The 21498-nt window shown below is 71.7% G+C and carries 13 protein-coding genes and 1 pseudogene; 9 read left to right on the top strand and 5 right to left on the bottom strand.

The features are described from left to right. The first annotated feature begins 212 nt into the window (after positions 1 to 212). Complete coding sequence (locus OG276_RS37850) at positions 213 to 1226, top strand: SPFH domain-containing protein (RefSeq protein WP_266913865.1); 1014 nt, start codon at positions 213 to 215, stop codon at positions 1224 to 1226. After that, the gene (locus OG276_RS37845; RefSeq protein WP_266913864.1) at positions 1223 to 2122 is read left to right on the top strand and encodes a hypothetical protein; all 900 of its coding nucleotides are present in this window, start codon (positions 1223 to 1225) and stop codon (positions 2120 to 2122) included. The genes OG276_RS37850 and OG276_RS37845 overlap by 4 nt, the downstream gene beginning before the upstream one ends. 208 nt (positions 2123 to 2330) lie before the next feature. Here the strand turns inward: OG276_RS37845 and OG276_RS37840 are convergent, their stop codons facing one another. Continuing rightward, positions 2331 to 3131 (bottom strand): hypothetical protein, encoded by an 801-nt coding sequence (locus OG276_RS37840; protein ID WP_266913863.1) that lies wholly within the window; start codon positions 3129 to 3131, stop codon positions 2331 to 2333. A gap of 50 nt (positions 3132 to 3181) precedes the next feature. Between OG276_RS37840 and OG276_RS37835 the strand changes: the two genes are divergently transcribed. Further along, complete coding sequence (locus OG276_RS37835; protein WP_266914180.1) at positions 3182 to 3331, top strand: hypothetical protein; 150 nt, start codon at positions 3182 to 3184, stop codon at positions 3329 to 3331. A 340-nt stretch (positions 3332 to 3671) separates the two neighbouring features. Here OG276_RS37835 and OG276_RS37830 read toward each other — a convergent pair whose 3' ends face one another. Together OG276_RS37830 and OG276_RS37825 are read right to left on the bottom strand one after the other, a co-directional pair. Next, a complete protein-coding gene (locus OG276_RS37830; protein ID WP_266913861.1) occupies positions 3672 to 4337 on the bottom strand; it encodes a hypothetical protein in 666 nt (221 codons plus the stop codon). A gap of 260 nt (positions 4338 to 4597) precedes the next feature. After that, positions 4598 to 4863 (bottom strand): annotated as a pseudogene (locus tag OG276_RS37825) (TipAS antibiotic-recognition domain-containing protein); the annotation flags it as partial. A gap of 227 nt (positions 4864 to 5090) precedes the next feature. On the opposite strand from OG276_RS37825, the gene OG276_RS37820 reads away from it, so the two are divergent. The 3 genes from OG276_RS37820 (at position 5091) to OG276_RS37810 (ending at position 11293) form a co-directional block, all read left to right on the top strand. Next, the gene (locus OG276_RS37820; RefSeq protein ID WP_266913859.1) at positions 5091 to 5675 is read left to right on the top strand and encodes a GNAT family N-acetyltransferase; all 585 of its coding nucleotides are present in this window, start codon (positions 5091 to 5093) and stop codon (positions 5673 to 5675) included. A gap of 336 nt (positions 5676 to 6011) precedes the next feature. After that, complete coding sequence (locus tag OG276_RS37815) at positions 6012 to 6899, top strand: hypothetical protein (protein ID WP_266913857.1); 888 nt, start codon at positions 6012 to 6014, stop codon at positions 6897 to 6899. Positions 6900 to 6967: 68 nt separating this feature from the next. Further along, positions 6968 to 11293 carry a WD40 repeat domain-containing protein gene (locus OG276_RS37810; protein ID WP_266913855.1) on the top strand — a complete coding sequence of 1442 codons (4326 nt, stop codon included), beginning with the start codon at positions 6968 to 6970 and terminating at the stop codon, positions 11291 to 11293. 246 nt (positions 11294 to 11539) lie between these two features. Here OG276_RS37810 and OG276_RS37805 read toward each other — a convergent pair whose 3' ends face one another. Then, the gene (locus tag OG276_RS37805; RefSeq protein WP_266913853.1) at positions 11540 to 11704 is read right to left on the bottom strand and encodes a hypothetical protein; all 165 of its coding nucleotides are present in this window, start codon (positions 11702 to 11704) and stop codon (positions 11540 to 11542) included. 447 nt (positions 11705 to 12151) lie between these two features. On the opposite strand from OG276_RS37805, the gene OG276_RS37800 reads away from it, so the two are divergent. Then, positions 12152 to 15718 (top strand): HEAT repeat domain-containing protein, encoded by a 3567-nt coding sequence (locus OG276_RS37800; protein ID WP_266913851.1) that lies wholly within the window; start codon positions 12152 to 12154, stop codon positions 15716 to 15718. Positions 15719 to 15916: 198 nt separating this feature from the next. Here OG276_RS37800 and OG276_RS37795 read toward each other — a convergent pair whose 3' ends face one another. Then, positions 15917 to 16687, bottom strand: a complete 771-nt coding sequence (locus tag OG276_RS37795) for a class I SAM-dependent methyltransferase (RefSeq protein WP_266913849.1) — start codon at positions 16685 to 16687, stop codon at positions 15917 to 15919. Positions 16688 to 17142: 455 nt separating this feature from the next. Between OG276_RS37795 and OG276_RS37790 the strand changes: the two genes are divergently transcribed. After that, complete coding sequence (locus OG276_RS37790; protein ID WP_266913847.1) at positions 17143 to 19143, top strand: serine/threonine-protein kinase; 2001 nt, start codon at positions 17143 to 17145, stop codon at positions 19141 to 19143. A gap of 129 nt (positions 19144 to 19272) precedes the next feature. Further along, positions 19273 to 21495 carry a PQQ-binding-like beta-propeller repeat protein gene (locus OG276_RS37785; protein ID WP_266913845.1) on the top strand — a complete coding sequence of 741 codons (2223 nt, stop codon included), beginning with the start codon at positions 19273 to 19275 and terminating at the stop codon, positions 21493 to 21495. The last annotated feature ends 3 nt before the right edge of the window (positions 21496 to 21498 follow it).

The following is a 21498-nucleotide window of genomic DNA, read 5'->3' as shown; positions in this document are numbered from 1 at the left end:
GCTCGCATTATGTCCGTCGGAGTGGTGCGAATCCGGCCCGGCCGTAGAGCTGCCGCTTGATCTTCATGATGCGGCTGACGGGGCCCTCGATGCTGCCGGAGCTCCAGCCGAGAGTGAACCGGGCGGTCACGGCCTCAGCGCCCCTTTTCGTCCTCTTGACGATATGAACACATCTCGTTATCGTCGCATTGACGAAATGAAGGGGGTTCCCCATGGCCGACATCACCCGACGCTTTGGTTGGCGTCATCTGCGCTCCGCGCCCACCACTCACATCCGCCACCACAAGCGCGGCCGACTCGTCCACGACGGGCTGGGGCTCAGTTTCTGGTACCGGTCACTCTCAGCGGCGCTGTCCGAAGTCCCGGTCGACGACCGGGAGCTGGCCATGGCGTTCCACGCCCGTACGTCCGACTTTCAGGACGTCGCCGTGCAGGCCACCGTCACCTACCGGATCAGCGACCCGGCCGAAGCCGCGGCCCGGCTCGACTTCTCCGTCGACCCGGACACCGGGAGCTGGCGCGGAGCCCCCTTGGAGCAGATCGCCACTCTCCTCACCGAAACCGCGCAGCAGCACACGCTCGACGTACTGGCCCGGACTCCGCTGGCCGTCGCTCTGGTGGACGGCGTCGCCTCCGTGCGGGGAAGCGTCACCGCCGGTCTCGCCGCCGAGCCCAGACTCCCGGCCACCGGCATCGATGTGGTGGCCGTTCGGGTCGTGGCGATCCGCCCCGAGGCCGAGGTGGAACGCGCCCTGCGCACCCCGGCCCGCGAGCAGATCCAGCAGGAGGCGGACCGGGCCACCTATGAACGGCGGGCCGTCGCCGTCGAGCGTGAGCTTGCCATCGCCGAGAACGAGCTGGCCAGTCAGATCGAACTGGCCAGGCGCGAGGAGCAACTGATCGACCAGCGCGGCACCAACGCCCGCCGCGAGGCCGAGGAGAAGGCGGCGGCGGACGGCATCCGGACCGAGACCGAGGCGGCCCGCAAGGTCCGCCTGGCCCTCGCTGACGCCGAGGCGGCGCGCGAGACGGGCGCGGCGAACGCCGAGGTTCAGGCAGCCTGGCTGCGGGTGCACGACGAAGCCGGCCCGGGCACGCTGCACGCCCTGGCGGTGACCCGGCTGGCGGAGAACCTGCCGCGGATCGAGAGCATCACCCTCTCTCCTGACGTCCTCACCGGGCTCCTCGCCAAGCTCGGACGCCCGGAAAGCGGCGCGGGCGCGTGAGCCTGGCCCCAAGGGCGGTGCTCGTGCACCGCAGAACCGAGTACGAGGAACTGCTCGCCCGGCACGGGACGCACGGGCAGGCCGCGTTCTTCCTCTCCAGCCGGGGCCGGTCGATCGACGAGGTGGCCCGCCGCCACGAACGCACGCGGCAGGCGCTGCGGGAGGTGGCGGCGGCGGTGCCGCTCACCTGGCGCAGCTCCCGGGTGGAGCGGGCGGACCTGGACCGCTTCCTGTTCGCCCCGGAGGACGTGGTGGTCGTGGTCGGCCAGGACGGCCTGGTCGCCAATACCGCGAAGTACCTGCGCGGACAGCCGGTAGTGGGCATCGACACCGACCCCGGGCGAAACCCGGGAGTCCTGGTCCGTCACCGCTGCGCCGACACGGCTGCGCTGCTGCGTGCCGCAATCGCTGCCGGAGGCCGGGCGGAGGAGCTGACCATGGTCGAGGCCGTCGCGGACGACACCCAGCGCCTTCTCGCGCTGAACGAGATCTACCTGGGCTCGTACGGTCACCAGACAGCCCGCTACCGCCTGGGTTCCGACGGCGACAACGGCCCGGGCGAGGCCCAGGCGTCCTCCGGGGTGCTGGTGGGCACAGGCACGGGCGCCACCGGCTGGCTGCGTTCCCTGTGGCTGGAGCGCGGCAGCTCCGCAGGGCTGCCCGCACCCTGCGAGCAGCGGCTCCTGTGGTTCGTGCGGGAGGCCTGGCCCTCGCCCGCGACCGGTACGACGAGGGTCGCCGGGGAGCTGGGGCGGGGTCAGGGGTTGCAGCTGACCGTGGAGTCGGACCGGATCGTGGTATTCGGCGACGGGATGGAGAGCGACGCGCTGGAGCTGACCTGGGGCCAGAGCGTACGGCTGGGCATCGCTGGAACATCGCTGCACCTGGTGACGTAAGCGCCCTGCCCTACGACCGGCTTGCGCCGGGTCGGGCCGGTCCGGGGGCGGCTTCCCGGCTGTCGGAACAGCCGTCTACAGGTGGAATCGTGGGTCCGGCCGGTGGAGGGGCGCAGCGCAGGTCAGTGCGACAAACGGCTCTGGTCCACTGCTTGTGGTGCGGCCACGCAGGGTGATCCATGGGGGCTGAGGGGGCACGGGCCCTGAGTCAGAACGGCGGGTCGTCGCTGTAGCCGCCTGTCCAGTTGCCGTCCCAAGAAGCGCGGGCGGCTCTGAGGTGGGCGTAGTGCTCGCGGGCCGCGATGTCGGACTCGTTCTCCGATTCGCTGGTGTCGTGGCCCCAGGCCTTCAGCGCGTCCAGGACGCGGTCGCGGTGGTGTCGGTCGGTGCTGACGGCCAGTAGGCGTCGGGCGTGGTCGGCCAGATCGGCCTGGTGTGGGGTGAGGAGGGGATGCTCGATGAGGGGAATGGCAGTGACCAGGGCGGTGTGACGGACGGCTTCGTCGTCATGACCGAGAAGGGGGTGAACTGCGGAGAAGATCGCTGGGCGCGCCTTCCGGAACGCACGCATCTCCTCACTCTCGTCGAGGAAGCTCTCGTCGAAGACGCGTTCACCGGTGGCGACGCACTCGTCGTTGGCGTCGTAGGCGGTGTCGCCGAGCCAGTCGAGGAGGCGCAGGAGAGTCGGGTGGTTCTGTGTTTCGACGTCGGGGTTGTCGTCGCCCGCCGTGATGGCCGGATGGTTGAGGATCGCCGCGGCATAGAGCGCCACCGGGATAGTGGCCTCGTACATGCTGTTCTGGTGAGTCACGGGCCCGAGCGCATCGTGGAGAGCGGACTCCCTGATGACCGGGTCGGCGTTGATGAGAAGCGTCAATGCTGCCGGCAGAGCCTCGCCCGTCCCGCAGGCTGTCGCGAGCGACGCCCAGTTCGTATGGTCCAGCAGTGTTTGAAAGGGAGGGAGGGCGACGGGGTGAGGCTGCTCGTTCTGGCTGCTGCTGTGGGTCACAAGCTGAGGCTATTGCGTTGACGAGTCAGTGTGGGACACGGGTGTCACGTGTGAAGCAGGACGCGCTGGCGGAGAAGCTCGAAGCCTGCGCGGCCGAACATCTGGCGCTTCAGCATCTTGATCCGATGGGCATGGCCTTCGACGACTCCGGAGTTCCAGGGCGTCGAGCTTGGTCGGACGGCTTTGCCGCTGGCCGGTGAGCAACAGCTCCGGCTCCGCGGCTTCGGCACAGCGGAGGACCGTACCGGATCCCGTGCCGAGCCGGCGGGCGACGGACCTCTTGCTGTGGCCGGCGGACAGGTGCTGGGCCGGCTCTGGAGTGTTGCCGAGTTCGAGGAACGCGCCCCACTGAAGCCTCTCGTGCGCCGGGTGCATGACCGGTGCAGGATCAGAACGTGCGACTGATCAGAGGGCGCGCCGGTTGCCGTAGCGGGGCGCCTTGTCGGCAGCGCGAGCGGAAGCGGAGCCGTTCTGGTCGCTGGGATTCATGCGCTTCCGTTCCCTTGGCGGCTCTCCTGCGGGGGTGCCGCCTTCAGTCGTTCACCGGTCCTCTGGCAGCGGGTACACCATGAGGGCCTCCGCGAGGGCTCCGCACAGTCCCATGGCCATCGCGAGCAGCAGCGCGGCGAAGACGGCGTGCCGCATGCCCTCGCCGTGGACGTCCCCGGGCTTCTCCGGCTGCACCTCGCCCCGCGGGTCGTAGACCAAGCGCAACTGGGCGCCGGCCTTAGCCAGTTCCTCGTCCCTGGTCAGGGCGGAGGGACCACCGGGCGGGCAGCCGAGCCGGTGGTCGTACTTGGTGGTCTGGTGGACGGTCTGGCCGGTCTCGACGTTGAAGGTGGAGTACCTCTCGACGCGGGAAGTCACGGCCTCGACCACGCAGGTGACCTCCACTCCCCGTTCTCGCAGCGCCACGTGGTCCACGGAGTTCAGAGCGAGGAACCCTCCGACGGCCGCCGGCAACGCGCTCCAGGCGATGAGTAGTGCGCCGCGCTGCCCGGCCCGGGCAGCATGGTAGGCGAGCCCCGCCAGGGGCACGACGATCCCGCCGAGCACCACCAGTCCGCCGCCCAGCCAGCCGCCCGCTCCCGCCCACCCGACGCCGAACGCCACCCCGGCGGCCGCCACCGGCGCCCCCACGGCGACCAGTACGCGCCCCAGGGTCACCCACCCCCACAGCCCCACCGGATTCCTCGTCCCGGCCATGCCCGCCCCCTGTCTCCCTCGGGTTCCCCGGGTTTCCCGGGTTTCCCGGGCTCCCCTCCGGAGGCTTACACGCCGGGGAGGGCAGGACGGTTGACCGTGCGCACGACTTGGGGAACGGCTCGGGGCACGACTGAGGGCCCCGGTGGGGGACGTCGTTGGCGCATTCCGCCCCGCTGGATCGTTGATCGAACCTCGCCGGACCTCCGTGACGCGACGCATGCGCCATAGCGCCTCTCCCCCGATGGCGGCTGCGTCGTGTCTCAGGTCAGCCGGGTGCTGGCGTAGGTCTCGATGGCGTCGCGCTGGTACGCGGCCAGGCCGGAAGCGATGGCCTCGTATGCGGCGCGCCAGTCTCGTTGTCGACGATGGAGCGTCCGATGGCCCGGTAGTCCTCGGCGGAGACGGCGCGCAGTTCGGTCAGCGCCCGGTACTGGGCGTCGGTTTCGGCCTGGACCGGGTCGGCGTCGGCCGGATGCCCTGCGGCCATGAGTTCGGCCAGCCGGATCATCTGTGCGGTGCGTTCACGGTGCGCGGTGTCGGCGTCGGCCTGGCTCATCGCGTTGGCGCCCGTAACACGAGGACCTGTTGCTGCCGCAGCAGTTGACGCTCCTCGTAGTAGAAGCTGCCGCAACGGCCACTCCAACCCCGAGACCCAAGGTCCTCGCCACCGAACGCGCACGCTCCACACCCCAGGCGGGACAGCCTCCGCCCGTTGCCTCCCCTCCCCTGGGCAGGTTGGCTACGCTGCCCGGCATGGACGATTCCATCGCGCAGCCGTTCCTCGCGAGGCCGGTCACCGGGATCAATGGCGCTGTCGCCACCCTGCGTGCCCTGAAGAGTGGAGACGCCTCCAGTTTCGGGGATTTTCTCGAAGCACTCTCGGCGGGGACCAGAGAGCGCTACCACCCGCATCCGCTCGACCGGACTGAAGCGGAGCGGATCTGTGCTGCTCTCGATGACCCGACCGCCCTGCGTTTCGTGCTGGCGGATGCTCATGACGATCACGTGGTGGCCTATCTGCTGGCCCAGTTCGCAATCCCGGAGGGCGAGAAGGCGCGTTACCGGAATCTCGGGTGGGCAATCGAGAACGGCGCGGACTGCCGCATCGCCCCCGTCGTTGCCGATCATTTGCAGGGCAACGGTCTCGGAACCGAGCTGCTCAAAGGGGCCCTCGGCATCCTGCGTCAGCGCGGATGCCGACACGTCATCCTCTTCGGCGGCACCCGAACCTCCAACGCCCAGGCGATCCGCGCCTACGAAAAGGCGGGATTCAAGCCAGCCGGCGTCTTTCGCGAACGGGGGATCGAGAGCGTCGACATGTGGCTCTCCTTGAACTAGCGGGTGGGCGGCATCTCAGCGCACGACGCGGCCGGTCAGTTCGTCGGTTGGTGGGCCCGCGCGGAGGCCATGGCGAGGGGTGGATCGTGCCGCTTTCGCCGCCCTCGCCGGACCATGTTCACCGGCAGCAGCGCCACGTCCCGGGCCGGCAGCGCCGGAAGGTCGACCCGCAGGGGCTTGCCCACGACGTACCCGATGAGAACCGCGCGGCCGCCGGCGCGCAGTGGTCCCCGGGATCCCGACTGGTAGCAGGGGGTGTCTCGCCACGTGGGCGGTTGGGTATGCAGAGGGGCAATGTGGCCGGAGCAGGTCCGGCTGTTCGGAGGGGGGTAGGCCATGGCGCAGGTTGTGCTGGTCCACGGGATCTTCAACTACGTCCGAGGAGCGACGCCGCAGGAGGCGGCGCTGGAGGCCGCCGCGCAATGCCGGACCGAACTCGCGGCGGGGCTCGCCAAGGCCGGTCTTGCGGGGGCGGCGGATCCGGACCTGGCCATGGCCTACTACGCCGATCTGCTGCGGCCCGGCCTGCCGGATGAAGCCCAGGCCGACGAGGAAGGACAGGAAGAAGACGGATTCGAGAAGCTCACCGCCCGGGAACGCGAGGACGCCGCCGAATGGCTGGTGACGGCGGGTGCTCCCGTGCCCGAGCAGGTGCAGAACATCGGGCTGGCGCCTCTGCGTCAGCTCCTGGGCTGGCTGGTCGACGACCGTAAAGGGCCCATGGGGCGGCGCCTGCGCGACAGGACGGTGCGCCGGCTGGAACGCATGATGCTGGCGATGCTGCGCGAGGTGGAGGCGTACACGACCTGGTCGGAGCGGCGCCGTCTCGTCCAGGAGCGGGTGGCACAGACGATCCAGCGTGAGCAGCCGAAGGTCATCGTCGCCCACTCACTTGGTTCCGTCGTCGCGTACGAGACCCTGCACGCCCATCCTGAACTGCGGGTCCGTCAGCTCGTCACCTTGGGCTCGCCCCTGCGCCTGCCTTCGCTCGCGCGGCGCCTGGAGCCGGGCCTGCGCGCGGGACGAGGAGCCCGTCCCGCGGGCGTCGAGCATTGGACGAACATCGCTGACGTCGGCGACCTGGTGGCAATCCCGCCGAAGCTCTCCGAGGTGTTCCCCGTGGACCAGGACGAAGTGTTCGACAACGGGCTCGATTTCCACGGGCTCGGCTCCTATCTGGCCAATGGCCTGACGGGTCTCGCCGTCGTCCCCTACCTTTCCTGACAGATGCCCGGCCGGGCCCGACCAGGACGGCCCGACGCCTGGCCGAGCAGAACGCCAGGAGGGTCGTCATGACACGGGCTTTGGTGGCCGGCGCGGGTGACTTCCCCGTCGGCCGCAGGTCCGAGGCCGACCGGGCCGACGGGGCCGCCCGCTCACTTCAGCCGCTGCCGTCGGTGGCTCCCGCTCTGCGGGAGCTGTCCTGGGCACTGCACCGCGCGGGAGTGGACACGGGTGAGCCGCTGCTGGAGCCGGGCCGTTCGCGGCTGCGCAAACGCTGGAAGAAGCTGCGTAGGGACGGCGAGGCAGAGGCGTTCGTCCTGTACTTCGCCGGTCACGGTGTCCGGGGCGCCGGCGGGGGCCTGTACCTCGCCTGTTCCGGCGCCGACCCTCAGCGCCTCGACGACACGTGTGTCAGCGTCGGACGGCTCCTCGAAGAAGTCGAGAACCGCGACACGCCCGTCCTGTTCCTCCTCGACGTGTGCGGAGCGGGTCAGGCCATCGTCCAGCAGCAGCTGCAGGACCTCGCCGCCCGTCGGCCCCAGGACGGCGTGCGCAACGCCTGGATCATCGGAGCGAGTTCCGCCGGTTCCGCCGCGTACGGAGCCCACTTCACCAGCGCCGCCGGCGCCGTCCTGCACCGGCTGGCCGACGGCACCCTGGATCTCGACCCCGCCCTCGCGTTCGTGCCCGTCGATACCCTCGCCGCGGCCATCGACCGTGAACTGAGCCGTGCTGCTCTCGCAGCCGGCCGACCGGCTCAGGCAGTCGTACGCACCCCGCACGCCGAGGCCCGCGTCGACCCCGAGCCGTTCCTGCGCAACCCGGCCCATTCCACGGACCCCGGCGCCAGGGTCCTGGACGGTCTGGACCCGCGCCTGCGCGAATTCGCCCACGCCTGCTCACCCGGGCTCGACCCGCTGCACTTCCTCACGCGCGCCGCGGGGAACCCCGTCGCCGACGCCGTGCAGTTCTCCGGGCGGACTGCGGAACTCACCCGAATACACCAGTGGGTCGAGGACGAGGCGCAGAACCCCCTCCTCGTCGTCACCGGCGGTCCCGGCAGCGGGAAGTCCGCACTGCTGGGTGTCACCGTCTGCCTCACCCACCCGCAACTGTCCAAGCTGGGACCACGGGTGCGCGCCGCCGTCCGCACCTTCCGACCCAGGCCCACCGGACGGGTGCTGGCGGTCCATGCGCGCGGGCTGTCGCTGGGGCAGATCACCGACTCCCTGCTCCACCAGCTCCGCCGGCCCTCGTCCCGGCCGGCTCGGGCCGTGCCGGTTGGCGAACGTCCGGTCATGCCCCATGTCCTGCCGACGGCCGATGTCCTGTCCGAGCTACGCGCCGCAGGTGACGTGCTGGTGGTCCTGGACGGCCTCGACGAAGCGGCCGATCCCGCCGCCGTCATCGACGAGCTCGTCCTCCCCCTCGTCCGCGGCAATCCCGGCCGCCAGGCCCCCAGCACCACGAAGGTTCCGGGTGTTCGGGTTCTGCTCGGGACACGCCCGTGGTGGGACGCTCTGCCCGAGCTGCACGCGTACGCCACGGATCACCCCGAGACGCTCCTCGACCTCGACCCCGTCACGGAGGAGGACCGCCGGGTCCTGGCCGACGATCTCGACAGCTATCTCGACCTCCTCATCGGCGACCTGTACCAGCCGGCCCTCATCCGGGGATTCGCCGAACGGCTCGCCCAGTACACCGACGGCGGAGCGTTCCTCGTCGCGGCCCTCTACGCCGACCACCTCCGCAGCGGTCCCGAGAGCGACACGATCGACCCGCCCTGCGGCATCACCGAGGTGTTCGAACTGCATCGGCGGACGCTCGCGCGCACCGACCCCTGGATCGAGCCGGTCCTCGCCGTTCTTGTCCAGGCCCGGGGCCAGGGAATGCCCCTCGACCTGCTCCACACCGCCGCCCTGGCCCACAGTCCACCGGCGCCGGGCACCCCCACCCCCCAGCTTGCCGCCACCCGCCGAGCCCTGGCCTCGGCCACCTTCTATCTGAGGACGACCCCCGACACCGACCACCGGCTCCTGTACCGCTACTTCCACCAGGCCCTGGCCGACCACACGGCCCCGACGGTCCGCGCGGATGCGGTCCACGCCGCGCTGCTGGCCACCGTTCCCCCGACCTTGGAGGGCGGCCCGGACTGGGAGCGGGCCGACCCTTATCTACTGCGGCACGCCGCCGAGCATGCCGTGGCGGCCGGCGACGACGCCCTGGACCGGCTCGTCGAGGATCCCCTCTTCCTCGCCCACGCCGAACCCGACGCGCTCACCCTTCAGTTGCGCCACACCACCGGCGAACGCGCGGTCGCCCACGCGGACGTCTACCGCGCCGGCACCGCCCACCATCCGCAGCGCCACCGACTGGGCACGCGCCGTGCCCTCCTCGCGCTCAACGCCGTACGGTACGGCGTCGAGGGCCTGCGCCGCCGACTGTCCGGAAGCTCCGACGAGGGCGACTGGGAGCCCTTGTGGGCCACCGGGGGATCCCTGTCCCCCGCCCTCTCACGGACCCTCACCGGTCACACCGCCCCCGTCGACGCCGTGGCCGTGACCGACGTGGCCGGCCGGCCCGTCGTCGTCAGCGCTTCACGGGACCTGACCGCCCGCGTCTGGGACATGGCCACGGGACGCCCCGTCGGAGCACCCCTCGTCCACGACGACGAGGTGTACGCCGTGGCCTGCACCCGGCTGGGCGGGGTCCCGGTCGCTGTCACGGGCACCGGAAGCAAGAGGTCCAAGCAGAGCAGCCTGTGGGTGTGGGACCTGCACACCGGACGCCTGACCGCGGGCCCCCTGGCCGGGCACTTCAACTTCGTCTTCGCCATCGCGTGCGGCGAACTCGACGGGGATCCCGTCGCAGTGAGCGCATCGCGTGACGGCACCCTCTTACGGTGGGACCTCACCGCCGGTCGCACGATCGGAGAACACCTCCGGGGGCACTCGGGCCCGGTCATGGCAGTGCGCTGCACCATGCTGGACGACCGGCCCGTCATCGTCAGCGGCGGTAACGACGGCACCGTCCGCGTGTGGGACCTGGCATCCGGCAGTCCCGTCCGCGCCCCGTTGAAGACGCGTGCGGGCGACGTGGTCGCCCTCGCCTGCACGCGGCACGCTGACCGCCCCGCGGTGCTGACCGGGCACCGCGGACACGGACAGGACGTGCTGCGGCTGTGGGACCTCGATACCGGGCAAGCCATCGGCGGGCCCCTGCTCGGCCACACCCGCTCCGTGTTCGCCGCCTCGGTCCTGCCGGGAGACGCCTCACTGGCGGTCACCGGGTCCGCTGACGGCACCGTGAGGATGTGGGATCTGGACAGTGGCCACCAGAAGGGGGCCACGCTCACCGGGCATACCGGCACCGTGTTCTCGGCAGCGGCCGGATCCGTGCACGGCCGGCCGGTCATCACCACCGGCTCCTCGGACGCAGACGTGAGGATCTGGGACCTCCAGGACGCCGTCACCGCGCGAGGACACCGTACGAGCCGGGTCGTGGGCCACACCGGTGAGATCACCTCGGTGGCGTGCGCCGTCGTCGACGGCGCGGACGTCGCGGTGTCCGCGTCCCGGGACGGCACCCTGCGAGTCTGGGACCTCGCCACCGGACGGCAACCCGTCGGGCCGCTCGTCGGCCACGGCGACACGGTGACCTCCGTCGTATGCGCCACGCGTCACGGGCGCCCGGTCGCCGTGTCCGGATCGCTCGACGGGGATGTCATCGTCTGGGACCTGAGCGACGGCACCGTGGTCGATCTCCTGCCCACCGTCGACGCACAAGTCCGCCACGTGGCCTGCGCGTCCGGGCCCGGCCCCGTCATCATCGCCCTGTACGCGGACGGGGTCCAGCGCCAGTGGACCCTCGACACGCTCAGCCGCACGGGACCCGCCGAGCCCTGGGTCCTTGACGAGGAGGGCCCGGGCGGCGGCCCCGCCGGCCCACCCGATGCGTTCATGAACTCCCCCTTCATCGCCCACCTGACGGCCCTGCGCCTCGCCGGACACCAGGTCGCCGAGGAACTGCCCATGTGGTCGGGACTGGTGGCAAGCACCGGCGAGCCGGGGAAGACCCTCCTGGTCACCGCCGACAGCGACGGTGTCCTGGTGTGGGACGCGCCGTCGGGCCGGCCGCGGGGCAAACCCCTTCCGGTCGTGCCGGCGCGCACCACAGCACTCGCCTGCGCCCTGCCGGCGGCCGGGCCGCCCCTGGCCGCCACCCTGGACCGGGACGGCACGGTACGGATCTGGGACCTGGGCGACCGCAGCCTCATCGGCACGATGCTCGTATCCGGCGCCACCGCCGTCGCGCTGACCGGCGGGCCACAGCTGGTCGCCGCGGTCGGCACGGACCTGGCCGTCTTCACCCCCGCGGCAGCGCCCAACGGCTGACCCTCCTCGCGGACAAGCAAGTGCCGCGAGCGACCCGAAACCCTCGAGCGGTTCGCCGGCGGCTGTCGGCTCCTGCGCACACCCAACGGCCGACAGGCGCAGCGGCTCCTCTCTGGGCAGCGCCTCGGCTCGCCGTAGTCGTTCATCCGCGAGTGCGGGCGTTCCACACCTCGGTTGCCGCCTCGCCATCGGCCCGGCCGCAGCGGGCCGATGGTTGTGAGGCGGCGGGCTGCCGGTGACGGATCGTCATCGGCGTCCTTGAAGTCCCCGCACGCATGCCGCGATGGCGTGGAGGATGCCGGCGCGGTCCTGCGAAGGGGTGTCCTTCAGCGCCAGGCCGGTGATGGTCACCAGGGCGATCGCGAGGATCGCGAGCCCGGCCAGGGGCACCGCCGCCCACCAGATGTCCATGTGTCAATCCTTCCCCAAGCAGCCTCGACAGCCCCGGACGGGGCGGCCACGAGCACCTTCTCCAGGCGCCATGGGGGTCGGCCATGGATACCGGATCGCCGGATTTCCTGCCGCAAGCTGCCAGGTCACAGGAGCATGGTCCTGGGGGTGCCGGATCGGCCGGATCAGAACAGCACCCGAGTGGGGAGGCGGGACGTGCACGCGAGGAAAGAGCATGCGGGACGGCAGGCGCTGGCGCAGCGGCTCGGGGAGCTCAGGGAAGGGCTGCAGGAAAAGCGGCAGACGGATAAGGCTGTGATCGAGGAGGTCAACCGGCGTCGGCGCAAAGCCGCAGGCCTTCGGGAAGACGAACCCTGCCGCCGGCCGTACAAGGAAGGCGGCGACCTGGGCTCCTCGACGGTCAACGGCTGGTTCCCGAAGCAGAAGGCGGGGTCGAAGGAGCCGACCGTGCCGCAGCATTTCGATGAGCTGTGGTCCGTGGTCGTCGTCATGCTCGAATTGATCAGCGGGAGGGACACGCGGTACGTGGAGGGCAGGTACCGCCTCGGCTGGGCGCAGCTCCATGAGGACGCCCAGCGCTGGATCGGCATGGACGAGGAGGTGCGTGGCTACCTTGAAGCGGCCCGCAAGGCCGCCGAGGAGCATCCGTATCCGGAGATTCCCGAACCGCCTTCCCTGACCGAGGTCTACGTCCGCCAGCGCAGCCATCCCGCGGATCGGGACGGGCGCGCGGTGCCCGGCGACGGCTCTGCCGGCGGAAGGAGCAGTACCGGCCCCGCCGCTTCTTCCGAACCGGCGGAAGCGGTCTTCCGGGCGGCCGACAGGGTGAGCGTGCTCATCGCCGGCCCCGGTACCGGCAAGTCCACGCTGCTGCGTGCGCGGTTGCGCGACGCGGCCGGTGAATTGCTCGACGACGCGCGCAACGCCGGGAAGTCCGGTTCGGCCGTCCCGGTATGGGTGAGCGCACGCGCCTTTGCCGGGGAGGAGAAGCAGGTACCCGACGTGCTCGCCGAAGCCACTGGAATGCTCAGCAGGTTCGGACGGCAACCGGGACTGACCCGGGACCGCTTCCTTCAGCGGCCGTGGAGCGGCGCGCACTGGCAGCTTCTCGTGGACGGCCTCGATGAGCTCCCCAACGCGCAGGAGCGGCGGGCCGTGTTGGAGAAGCTGGCCCATGCCGTCGCGGCGGACCCGCCGCTGTACCGGTGCGTCGTAGCGACCCGCCCTCTGGCGGAGGGCGAACTCAACGTCCTCGACCGCGTCCTCGGCCTCACGGCGCCGCACTACGAACTGCAGCCCTTCACCCCCCACGATCTGCACGCCTACATGGGGAAGTACTTCAGCACCCGCTGGCCGCAACGAGAAGCGATCGACCGCGCCCGCCGCTTCGCCGGCGCCCTCCGCAGCGCATGTCTGGACGAACTGGCCCGTACCCCGCTGATGGCCTTCATGCTCTGCCAGCTCTACCTCGCCAGGCCCGAGCGCCCAATGCCGGATGGCCGTACCGCGGTCTACGAAGCATTCACCGACATGGTCTACGAGAAGAATCAGAGCAAGGACGTTGCGAAGAGTCACGAAGACTCGATCAAGCACCTTGTGGAGAACGTCCAGAGTCCGCGGGCGCGCAGGGAAGTCGACGCCGCGGCGCGCCATGTCCACGAACGGCTGCCCGAGCTGATCAGTCATCTGGCCTACCAGAGGCTTTCGGACCACGAGATCTCAGTCACCGAGGCACTGGCCTCACACGAGGCCGTGCAGCGCCCCGGCAAAGTCCGCCCGGAGCGGTGGGAGGCGTTCTTGGAGAACCTTCTCCGGCACACCGGGCTGATGGTCCACCGCGCCGACGGCCTGGGCTTCCCCCACCGGACCTTCCTCGAGTACCACGCCGCGGCGGAACTCCGGCACCGGCTGACCGCTGAGCGCACCCTGACGGGGGACGCCCTCATCCACGAGGTGTACGGCCGGCATTGGGCCGACCCCACCTGGCACGAAACCCTCGTCCTCGTCGCCGGAATGGTCGAACCCCGTCTCACGGGCGAGATCGTCGACCACCTCCTCGCGGCCGATCCGCTGTGGTTCATTCCGCTGCGCGGGTCGTTGGCGGGCGAGACTCCCCACCACATCGTGCTCGCCGCTCGCTGCCTCGGCGAGGTGCGTGATCCCGGCGAGCTGGGTGCGCAGTGCTTCGCCGTCGTCAACGCGGTGATCTCGCTGATCGAGCACATGGTCGCGGAAAGGGTGTCCTCCGCCTCCCCGGTCACCCGCGTGGTCGCGGAGACGCTACCGCCCGTGCTCGGCCGGCTCGGCGCACGCGACTGCGCCGTCCGTGCCCGCTACCACGACTGGTACCGGGCGCGCGGCCAGTTCCTGCGCGTCATCAGGGAGGGGGAGGACTTCGTCTGGGTTCAGGTGCCGCCGGCCGCGCGGGTCGGCGCCGCGCTGCTACGCGACGACAGCGCGTTCCGCGAGAGCCTGGTCGGTCAGGCGGTCTTCGGCCACGAGCCCGCCGTCAGAGAGGAGGCGCTGCGCGCACTCGTCCAGGAATGGCCTGACGATCCGCAGGTCGCCGACCTGCTCCGCGGGCTCGCCGGGACGGACCCTGATGGGGACGTCAGGAGATTCTCGCTCCAGCTTTTCGCAATGACCCGTCATCAGGACCACTCCACCGGGGACTGGCTGCGGAAATGCCTCACCGACCACGATCGGTACCTACGGCAGGGGGCGGTGGCCGCGCTCGCCGACGGCTGGCGCAACGCGCCCGAGACGTTCGCCTTGGTACGCCAATCCGCGACCGATGACCACGACGACTCGGTCCGCCTCACCGCCGTGAAGGCCATCGCCGCCGCCTGGCCGCGCAACCCGGACGCCGCAGCCGTGGCACGCGACATGGCCGCCCGCGCCCCCGACCCGAACCTGCGGTGCAGCGCGTTCGACATCCTCGTCGAGGTCTGGCGCGACGATCCGCAGACCGTGGAGCTGCTGCGTTCCGTCGCCACCGACCCCGGAAGCGAGGACTGGGTGCGAGGAGCCGCGAAACGGGCGCTCGCCCGCACCGAAACCCGCCCTGCCGCCCCTGCCCGGTCGGCGTCTCGGTCCGCCGCGGAGGATCCGCGACATGCCGCGCTGAAGCCCCTTGTCGTCGACCGGCGCACCGATGCGCAGACCCCCGTGCTGCTGCGCGAACACGCCGAGAACCACCCCGACGACACGGTCCGGGTCGCTGCGGTGCGGGCCCTGGCCACGAACTGGCACAACCATCCGCCCACGCTGCCGTGGCTGTGCGAGCTCGCCGCCACCGCCGACGCGAACGGGCCGGTGAGGCAGGCCGCGCTGTGGGCCGTCTACTCCGCCTGGCCCGACCACCCCGACGCCAGAGCACTGCTCCGCAGCGGCGCCGGCGGCCAGGGCCCTTCGCAGGCCCGCGAGGTGGCCGTCCTCGCGCTCGCCGCCGGATGGCGCGACGACCCGGAAACCAGGTCGCTGCTGCACGGACTGGCAGGTGACGGCAACGCCGAGTTCGTGCGCGCGGCGGCGGTACGGACGCTGGGGGGCGGCTGGCGCGACCACCCCGAGACCGTCGAGCTGTTGTACGACAGGGCCGACAACGACCCCGACCTCTACGTCCGCGGAGCCGCCGTCCAGGCCCTCGTCACCCACCGTCGCACCCCGCGGACCGCAGCCCTGCTCCGCCGGCTCGCCATCGACGACCCCGACGATCGCATGCGCGCAGTCGCCATCTACGACTTGGCGGCGGGCTGGCACGGCCCGGAGACCGGCGAGCTGCTCCGGCACATCGCCACCAGCCAAACCGACCCGATCAGCCGGGGCGCGGCAATCCGGGCCCTGTCCGGCCCCTGGCGCGACGACCCCGTCACCGAGGAACTCCTACGCGAGCGGGCCGCCGACGACTCCGACTGGATCCTGCAGCGAGCGGCCGTGACGGCACTCGCCGAACGCTGGCCCTATGACCCGGAGATCCAGGCGCTCGCCGACAGCCTCTCCGACGACTGGTAGCGGTCGGGACCCGGTGAGGTTCATGCCACGTGAGCATCGAGATGCGCGTGGTGGAGGGTCCTGGTCGCGCCGCAGAGGCCGAGCGGGACCGACTTCTACCGCTCACCCGCATCCGGGCCCCGAGCCGAGCCGAGCCGGCAGCCGAGGCCGGCTGACCGCAGCCGTCCCGCGCCGAGCGATGGAACCTGGAACCACCCGCTAGCCGGCGCGGGCCACAAGCAGCGGCTGGAAGAAGCCCGTCTCCTGTGGCATCTGCCACTGCGGGTCGACGAACCCGGCCTCGGTGGCGAGGCCGACCAGCCGGTCCCGGCCCAGTGCCCAGTAGGTGGTCCGGCGGACCCGGACGCGCCATTCTCCGGCTGCCGGAAGGAGTTGGAAGTGCTCCAAGTCGTAGTGCTCGCCGTCGTCGTGCCAGTGCCAGAGCTGGAAGGTGACGGTTCGCTCTCCGTCGTCGGCTTCGGCGGCCCTGGAGACTTGCGGAGGCGTCGCAGCCGGACGATCGCGCAGCAGGTCGTCGTAGGGCCTTGTGCTGAGCAGCAGTTGGCCTCCGGGGCGCAGGACTCGGCGCATCTCAGCCAGGGCGGCATTCACCTCCTGCTCTGTCAGCAGGTGAGGCAGCGAGTTGTCGGCGCAGACGACAGTGTCGAACTGGCCATCGGTAAACGGGAGGCGCCGCATGTCGGCCGCGGCCGTGCGCAGGCTCAGGCTCCGGCGGGCGGCCTCCCGGGCAGCGCGGGCGGCGGCGCGGGGGCTGATGTCGGTCCCTGTGACCCGGTGCCCGCGCAGTGCCAGCCCGATGGCCTGCGTGCCGATGCCGCAGGAACAGTCGAGCACTGCCGCGCGATCCTGGACGATCAGTGCGTCCAGGGCCTCCCCCTGTCGACGGATGCTCGCGTCCCAGTCTGAGTAGATCAAGTGGTAGTCGTCGGCCAGTTCGTCATAGAAGTGCGCCACCGATGTCTCAGACATGACCTGAGATTACCGTGCGAGATTCCCTGAAGACGCTGGTCGCCCTGGTGATCGGCACGAACGCCCTCGCTGACGACAGTGCCGTCACTTGAGTTCCCTCGTCTGGGGCGACGTGAGTTTTGACATCTTCGTGATGCGGTTCGACCGGCACCAGCTGCCGGGCTCCATGGTGGACGACTGCCCGGTGGTCGTCGCCCGCACCGGCGCGGAGATCGACCGTGCGATCAGGATCGCCCCTTGGTACCGCCCGGCTGGACGCCAGCGGTGCCGGAACCCCGACGAGCCGTGCGGGAGGGGTCGGATTCCGGTCAACTCGCCGTGTGCGAAGCCCTGTTCCGTAGAGCGCCCGGACAGGCCCGAAGAGGTACCGTGCATCACCCGCCGCCCCGAGGAAGGGAACCGCCCATACGCACCCCCCGCAACACCCAGACCTTCCGGTACGTCGGGCCCGCCCGGTGACCGGTCCCGCGCCCATGCGGCCGGGCGATCCGTCAGCGCTCGGGCCCTGGCAGCTGCTCGGTGTGCTCGGTGAGGGCGGCATGGGGACCGTCTACCTGGGGCGCGCCGGTCGACGGGTCGCCGCGGTCAAGACGCTCCGGCGCGAGCTGCTCGGCGACCCGCACCTCGCCGTCCGCTTCCGCAGGGAGCGGGAGGCCGTCGAGGCCGTACGCAGCCGGTACGTGCCCGGGCACCTCGGGGCCGATCTCGGCGCCCCCGTACCGTGGCTCGCCACCGCATACGTGCCGGGGCCGACCCTGGAGCGCTGCGTCGAGGAGTACGGACCCCTCTCCCCCGACACCATCCGGGCACTCGGAGCCATGCTCGCCACCGCCCTGGCCACCCTCCACGCGGCCGGGGTCGTACACCGGGACCTCAAGCCGTCCAACGTGCTGCTCACCGCCGACGGACCCCGCCTGGTCGACTTCGGCATCGCTCGCATGCCCGCGGCGACGAGGGTCACGGTCACGGGACAGCGCCCGGGTTCGGCCGGGTACATGTCCCCGGAGCAGGTCCTCGGCCTGGAACTCGGCCCGCCCAGCGACGTGTTCACCCTCGGCGCCCTCCTGGCGTACGCGTGCACCGGACACCACCTCTTCGCCGGCGACGGCTTGGCCTTCGCCGACTACGGCATCGTGCACGACGAGCCGGACCTCTCGCGGGTACCCCCGCCCCTGCGGCCCGCGCTCAGCGGCTGCCTGGACAAAACGGCGGAACGGCGTCCGCGAGCCGCGAAGTTGGCAGCACTGTGGGAGGCCCCCGGCCGGGGCGCGCCCGCGGGCTGGCTGCCTGCCCCCATCCTCCGGGACATCGAACGGCAGGGTGTGCGCGCTCGGGAGCTGGCGGGTCCGACCGGCCCTTCCCGACGGCGAGTGTTCGGGATCGCGGCGGGCGCGGCCGCCCTGCTCACGGCCGGCGCCGGGGGTGCCGGATGGCAGTGGTACGGAACCGGCGGGAACACCGCCGGCGAGGTCCCTCTGTGGCACGGAGCGCCGGGCGAACTACCCACCCCCGTCTGGTCCGTGTCGGACCTTGACCCGCACATGCCCTTCGGCCCCGCTCGGGCGGGCGACGTCCTGCTGGTCGCGGACCCCGGGAAGGTGTCCGCGCTCGACCCTCGCACCGGCCGCCGGCTCTGGTCGTACGAGGGCGGCCGCCCGCCCGTCCGCCAGGCGCCCGGTCCCGTGCTCATCGGTCCGGACGGCATCCTGCGCGCCCTCGACTCCCGTACAGGGAAACCGGTATGGACCGGCCCGGGCGGACTCTCCGCACTGCTCGCCGCGGAATCCGGCACCGTGTACGCGAGGGACCCGGCCGGCCGTGTCGTCGCCGTCCGCCACGGGGCGGCCACGCCGCTGTGGCGGTCGCGGGAGGCGGTCGCCGCAGACGGAGCGGTGGCCGTCGCCGGGGAAGGACGGTTGGTCGTCACCACGGCCGAAGGAAGGGTGCACGCCCTCGACCCGGCCTCCGGGCAGACGAGTTGGGAGGCGGCCGACGCCGCGCACGGCCTGCCCGGAGCCGTCGGCGAAGGGCTCCTCGTATTCGGAGGGGCCACACTGCGCGGATTCGACGCGCAGGACGGGGCCCGGCTCTGGGAGGCGAAGCCGGCGGCAGGGAACGGCGGGTTCGGCACCCCCCTGGTGCGGGGCGGCTCGGTTTACGTCGCCGAAGGCGGCCGGCTGCGCTGCCTGCAGCTCACGGACGGCACCGACCTGAGGGAGATGAGGGGCCAGGGCGGCGGCTACGCGGTGTCTCCGCCCGTCGCGGCGGCGAACGGGCTGTACGTCCCGCTGTCGTCCGGAGCCGGCGGCGTGGCGGCCTTCCCGGTCGCCGGGGACACCGAGCGCTACAGGTTCTCCCCGGGAGCCGAACGGGACGAACCATGGGCGGTGACGGCGGCCGGCCAGGTGGTGGCGGCCCAGAACGGCGGACGCCTCTACGCGCTGCCCCGCTTCTGACCCTCGCCACGCCCGCGTGGCCGGGAACTGATCACCTCCCCCGGCCGTCCTCCACCCCGGGAGGTAGGGTGCCCGCAGCGTTCGACGGGGAGCGGAACGACAGCTGGTGAACGGGGGGGTTGAACCGGCATGGCAGCACGCGGCGACGGCCCCGATTCCTTAGGGGACACCGACCCCACCGGGATCGGGGAGTACACCCTGCTGGCCCGGCTACGGGAGAGCGCTTCCGGAGTGGAGTACCTGGCCCTGGACCGCGAGGGAGCCAAGGTCGCTGTCGTCATACCGCGTCCCCGGCTGGCCGCCGACCCCGCGCTGAGCCGCAGGTTCGCGGCGGAGGCACGGCTCGCGGTGGCGGCGGCCGGCCCGTGGGTGCCCGCGGTGCGGAAGTCGGCGGACGGGTACCTCGTCACCGCGTACGGCCCCGCGCTCACCCTCGGCTCCGCCGTCGCCCGGTACGGCCCGCTGCCGGAGCACGCCCTGCGCGTCGTCGGCGCCGCCCTGGCGGAAGCACTCGTACGGCTGCACCCGCTCGTCGAGGCCCACCAGGGCCTCTCACCGCACACGGTGCAGCTCGGCATCGAAGGACCCCGCCTCACCGGATTCGGCCCCCTCGCCGCCGCCACCGGGATCGGCCCCGCGACCGACGGCGGGGGCGCGCGACTCACGCTCGGCTTCCTCACACCCGAACAAGTCGCCGGGAGGGCGCCCGGCCCGGCCTCCGACGTCTTCGTCCTCGGGCTGCTCCTCGTGTACGCGGCCACCGGGGCGGGCCCGTTCTCCGCGGCCACCCCGGACGCCGTCGCCACGGCCGACGCCGACCTCGACGGCGTGCCGGAGGGCCTGCGCTCCCTCCTCTCCCGCTGCCTCGACAAGGACCCCGCCCGCCGCCCCGCCGCCGAGACCGTGGCGGCCGGACTCGCCCCGAGCGGAGCCGCCGCACTCCTCGCGGCGGACTGGCTGCCGGGGGCGCTGGTGACGGAGCTGTCCGAACAGGCCTCGGCCGTCATGGCGTTGGAGGCTCCGGTGCAGGACGCCCGATCGGCGACGGCGGTGTCCGCGCAGGTTCACGCGACCGCTCAGGAAGAGCCGAAACCCCCGCGCCGCGACCTCCCCGCCCGCCGAGCCCTGCTCCTGGGCGCCCTCGGCACCTCGGCCGGGCTGGCCGGCGGTTTCGCCCTCGGCCGGAACACCCGTCACGCCCCCGCCCCCGCCGCCACGCCGAGCGGCCCGCCCGCCCGCGTGCAGGGCGCGCCGCCCGCGGTCCTGTGGCACTACAAGGGCGCGACCACCGGCCAGCCGGCGATGGTGTGGAACGACCGGGTGCTGGTGGTCCCCCTGACCGGCGCCACGGTCGGCCTGGACCTGCGGACCGGAAAGACGCTCTGGACCAAGGACATCTGGTGCACTGCCACACCGGTCCTCGTGTCCGAAGATCTGCTCTTCGCCCCCAGCTTCGTCGGGGGGCTCGTCCGCTTTTCCGCCACGACGGGGACCGTGCGCGACACCGACTCCGACTACGACATGGAGACCGACGGGTTCGCAGGTCACCGCGGCACTCGCGTGTGGTTCCGCGCGCCGGACAAGGAGGGCGTGACCCACGTGGTCTGCTACGACATCGCGCAGCGCAGGGCGGTGTGGCGTACGCCGGTGAGGGGCACCCCGGTGGGGCGGAGCAGCGCGATACGGGTGACACCGGGCCCCGAGTCGGTGTACGTCCAGTGGGTGCCCGACCCCGCGGACGTGGAGCAGAAGAAGCTCGGCACGGCCGTGTTCAGTGCCTTGAACGCGGAAACCGGCGCGCAGCGGTGGGAGCGGTGGGAGAAAGAGGCCTGGGCCGCCCTGCCCGACCAGCCGCGCTCCTGGATGACCGCCGACGGCACCCTCTATACGGAGGAGGAGTTCAAGCTCCACGCGCGTGACGTGAAGACCGGCAGCGAACGGTGGGGCGAAGACGCCCTCAAGAGGGACAACCGGGTCAGCGCCCCGCGCGAGGTGCTGGTGCGGGGCGACGCCTCGTTGTACGTCGTGGACGCGAACCTGTGGACGCATCTGATCGATCCCCGCGACGGCACGATCAAGCGGACCACGTTTCCGGGGCTCCCCCTCTCGGCTGTCGCCAAGGGTGCGACGGCCCTCGCGTCGGGGCCGCCGGGCAGCCCCCTGTACCGGCTCGACTGGCAGTCGGTCACCGCGATCGACCCGGCCGACGGCCGCAACCTGTGGGTGTTCCAGGGGGTGGCCGAGCAGCTGAACGAGCAGGAAGGACTGACCTGGCAGGTGGCGAGCGGGACCCGGACCGCCGTGTTCGCCCGCAAGTTCGGCCTTCACTACTTCGCCCTGCCGGTCGGGTGAGCA

It is taken from the genome of Streptomyces sp. NBC_00086, from assembly GCF_026343255.1.
In the GTDB taxonomy this organism is placed as follows: Bacteria; Actinomycetota; Actinomycetes; order Streptomycetales; family Streptomycetaceae; genus Streptomyces.
This window is presented reverse-complemented; position numbering and strand designations above follow the sequence as displayed.

Coding starts and splice junctions, on each gene's coding strand:
- OG276_RS37850 (WP_266913865.1), top strand. CDS start 213: ATGGCCGACATCACCCGACGCTTTGGTTGGCGTCATCTGCGCTCCGCG.
- OG276_RS37830 (WP_266913861.1), bottom strand. CDS start 4,337: ATGGCCGGGACGAGGAATCCGGTGGGGCTGTGGGGGTGGGTGACCCTG.
- OG276_RS37820 (WP_266913859.1), top strand. CDS start 5,091: ATGGACGATTCCATCGCGCAGCCGTTCCTCGCGAGGCCGGTCACCGGG.
- OG276_RS37815 (WP_266913857.1), top strand. CDS start 6,012: ATGGCGCAGGTTGTGCTGGTCCACGGGATCTTCAACTACGTCCGAGGA.
- OG276_RS37810 (WP_266913855.1), top strand. CDS start 6,968: ATGACACGGGCTTTGGTGGCCGGCGCGGGTGACTTCCCCGTCGGCCGC.
- OG276_RS37805 (WP_266913853.1), bottom strand. CDS start 11,704: ATGGACATCTGGTGGGCGGCGGTGCCCCTGGCCGGGCTCGCGATCCTC.
- OG276_RS37795 (WP_266913849.1), bottom strand. CDS start 16,687: ATGTCTGAGACATCGGTGGCGCACTTCTATGACGAACTGGCCGACGAC.
- OG276_RS37785 (WP_266913845.1), top strand. CDS start 19,273: ATGGCAGCACGCGGCGACGGCCCCGATTCCTTAGGGGACACCGACCCC.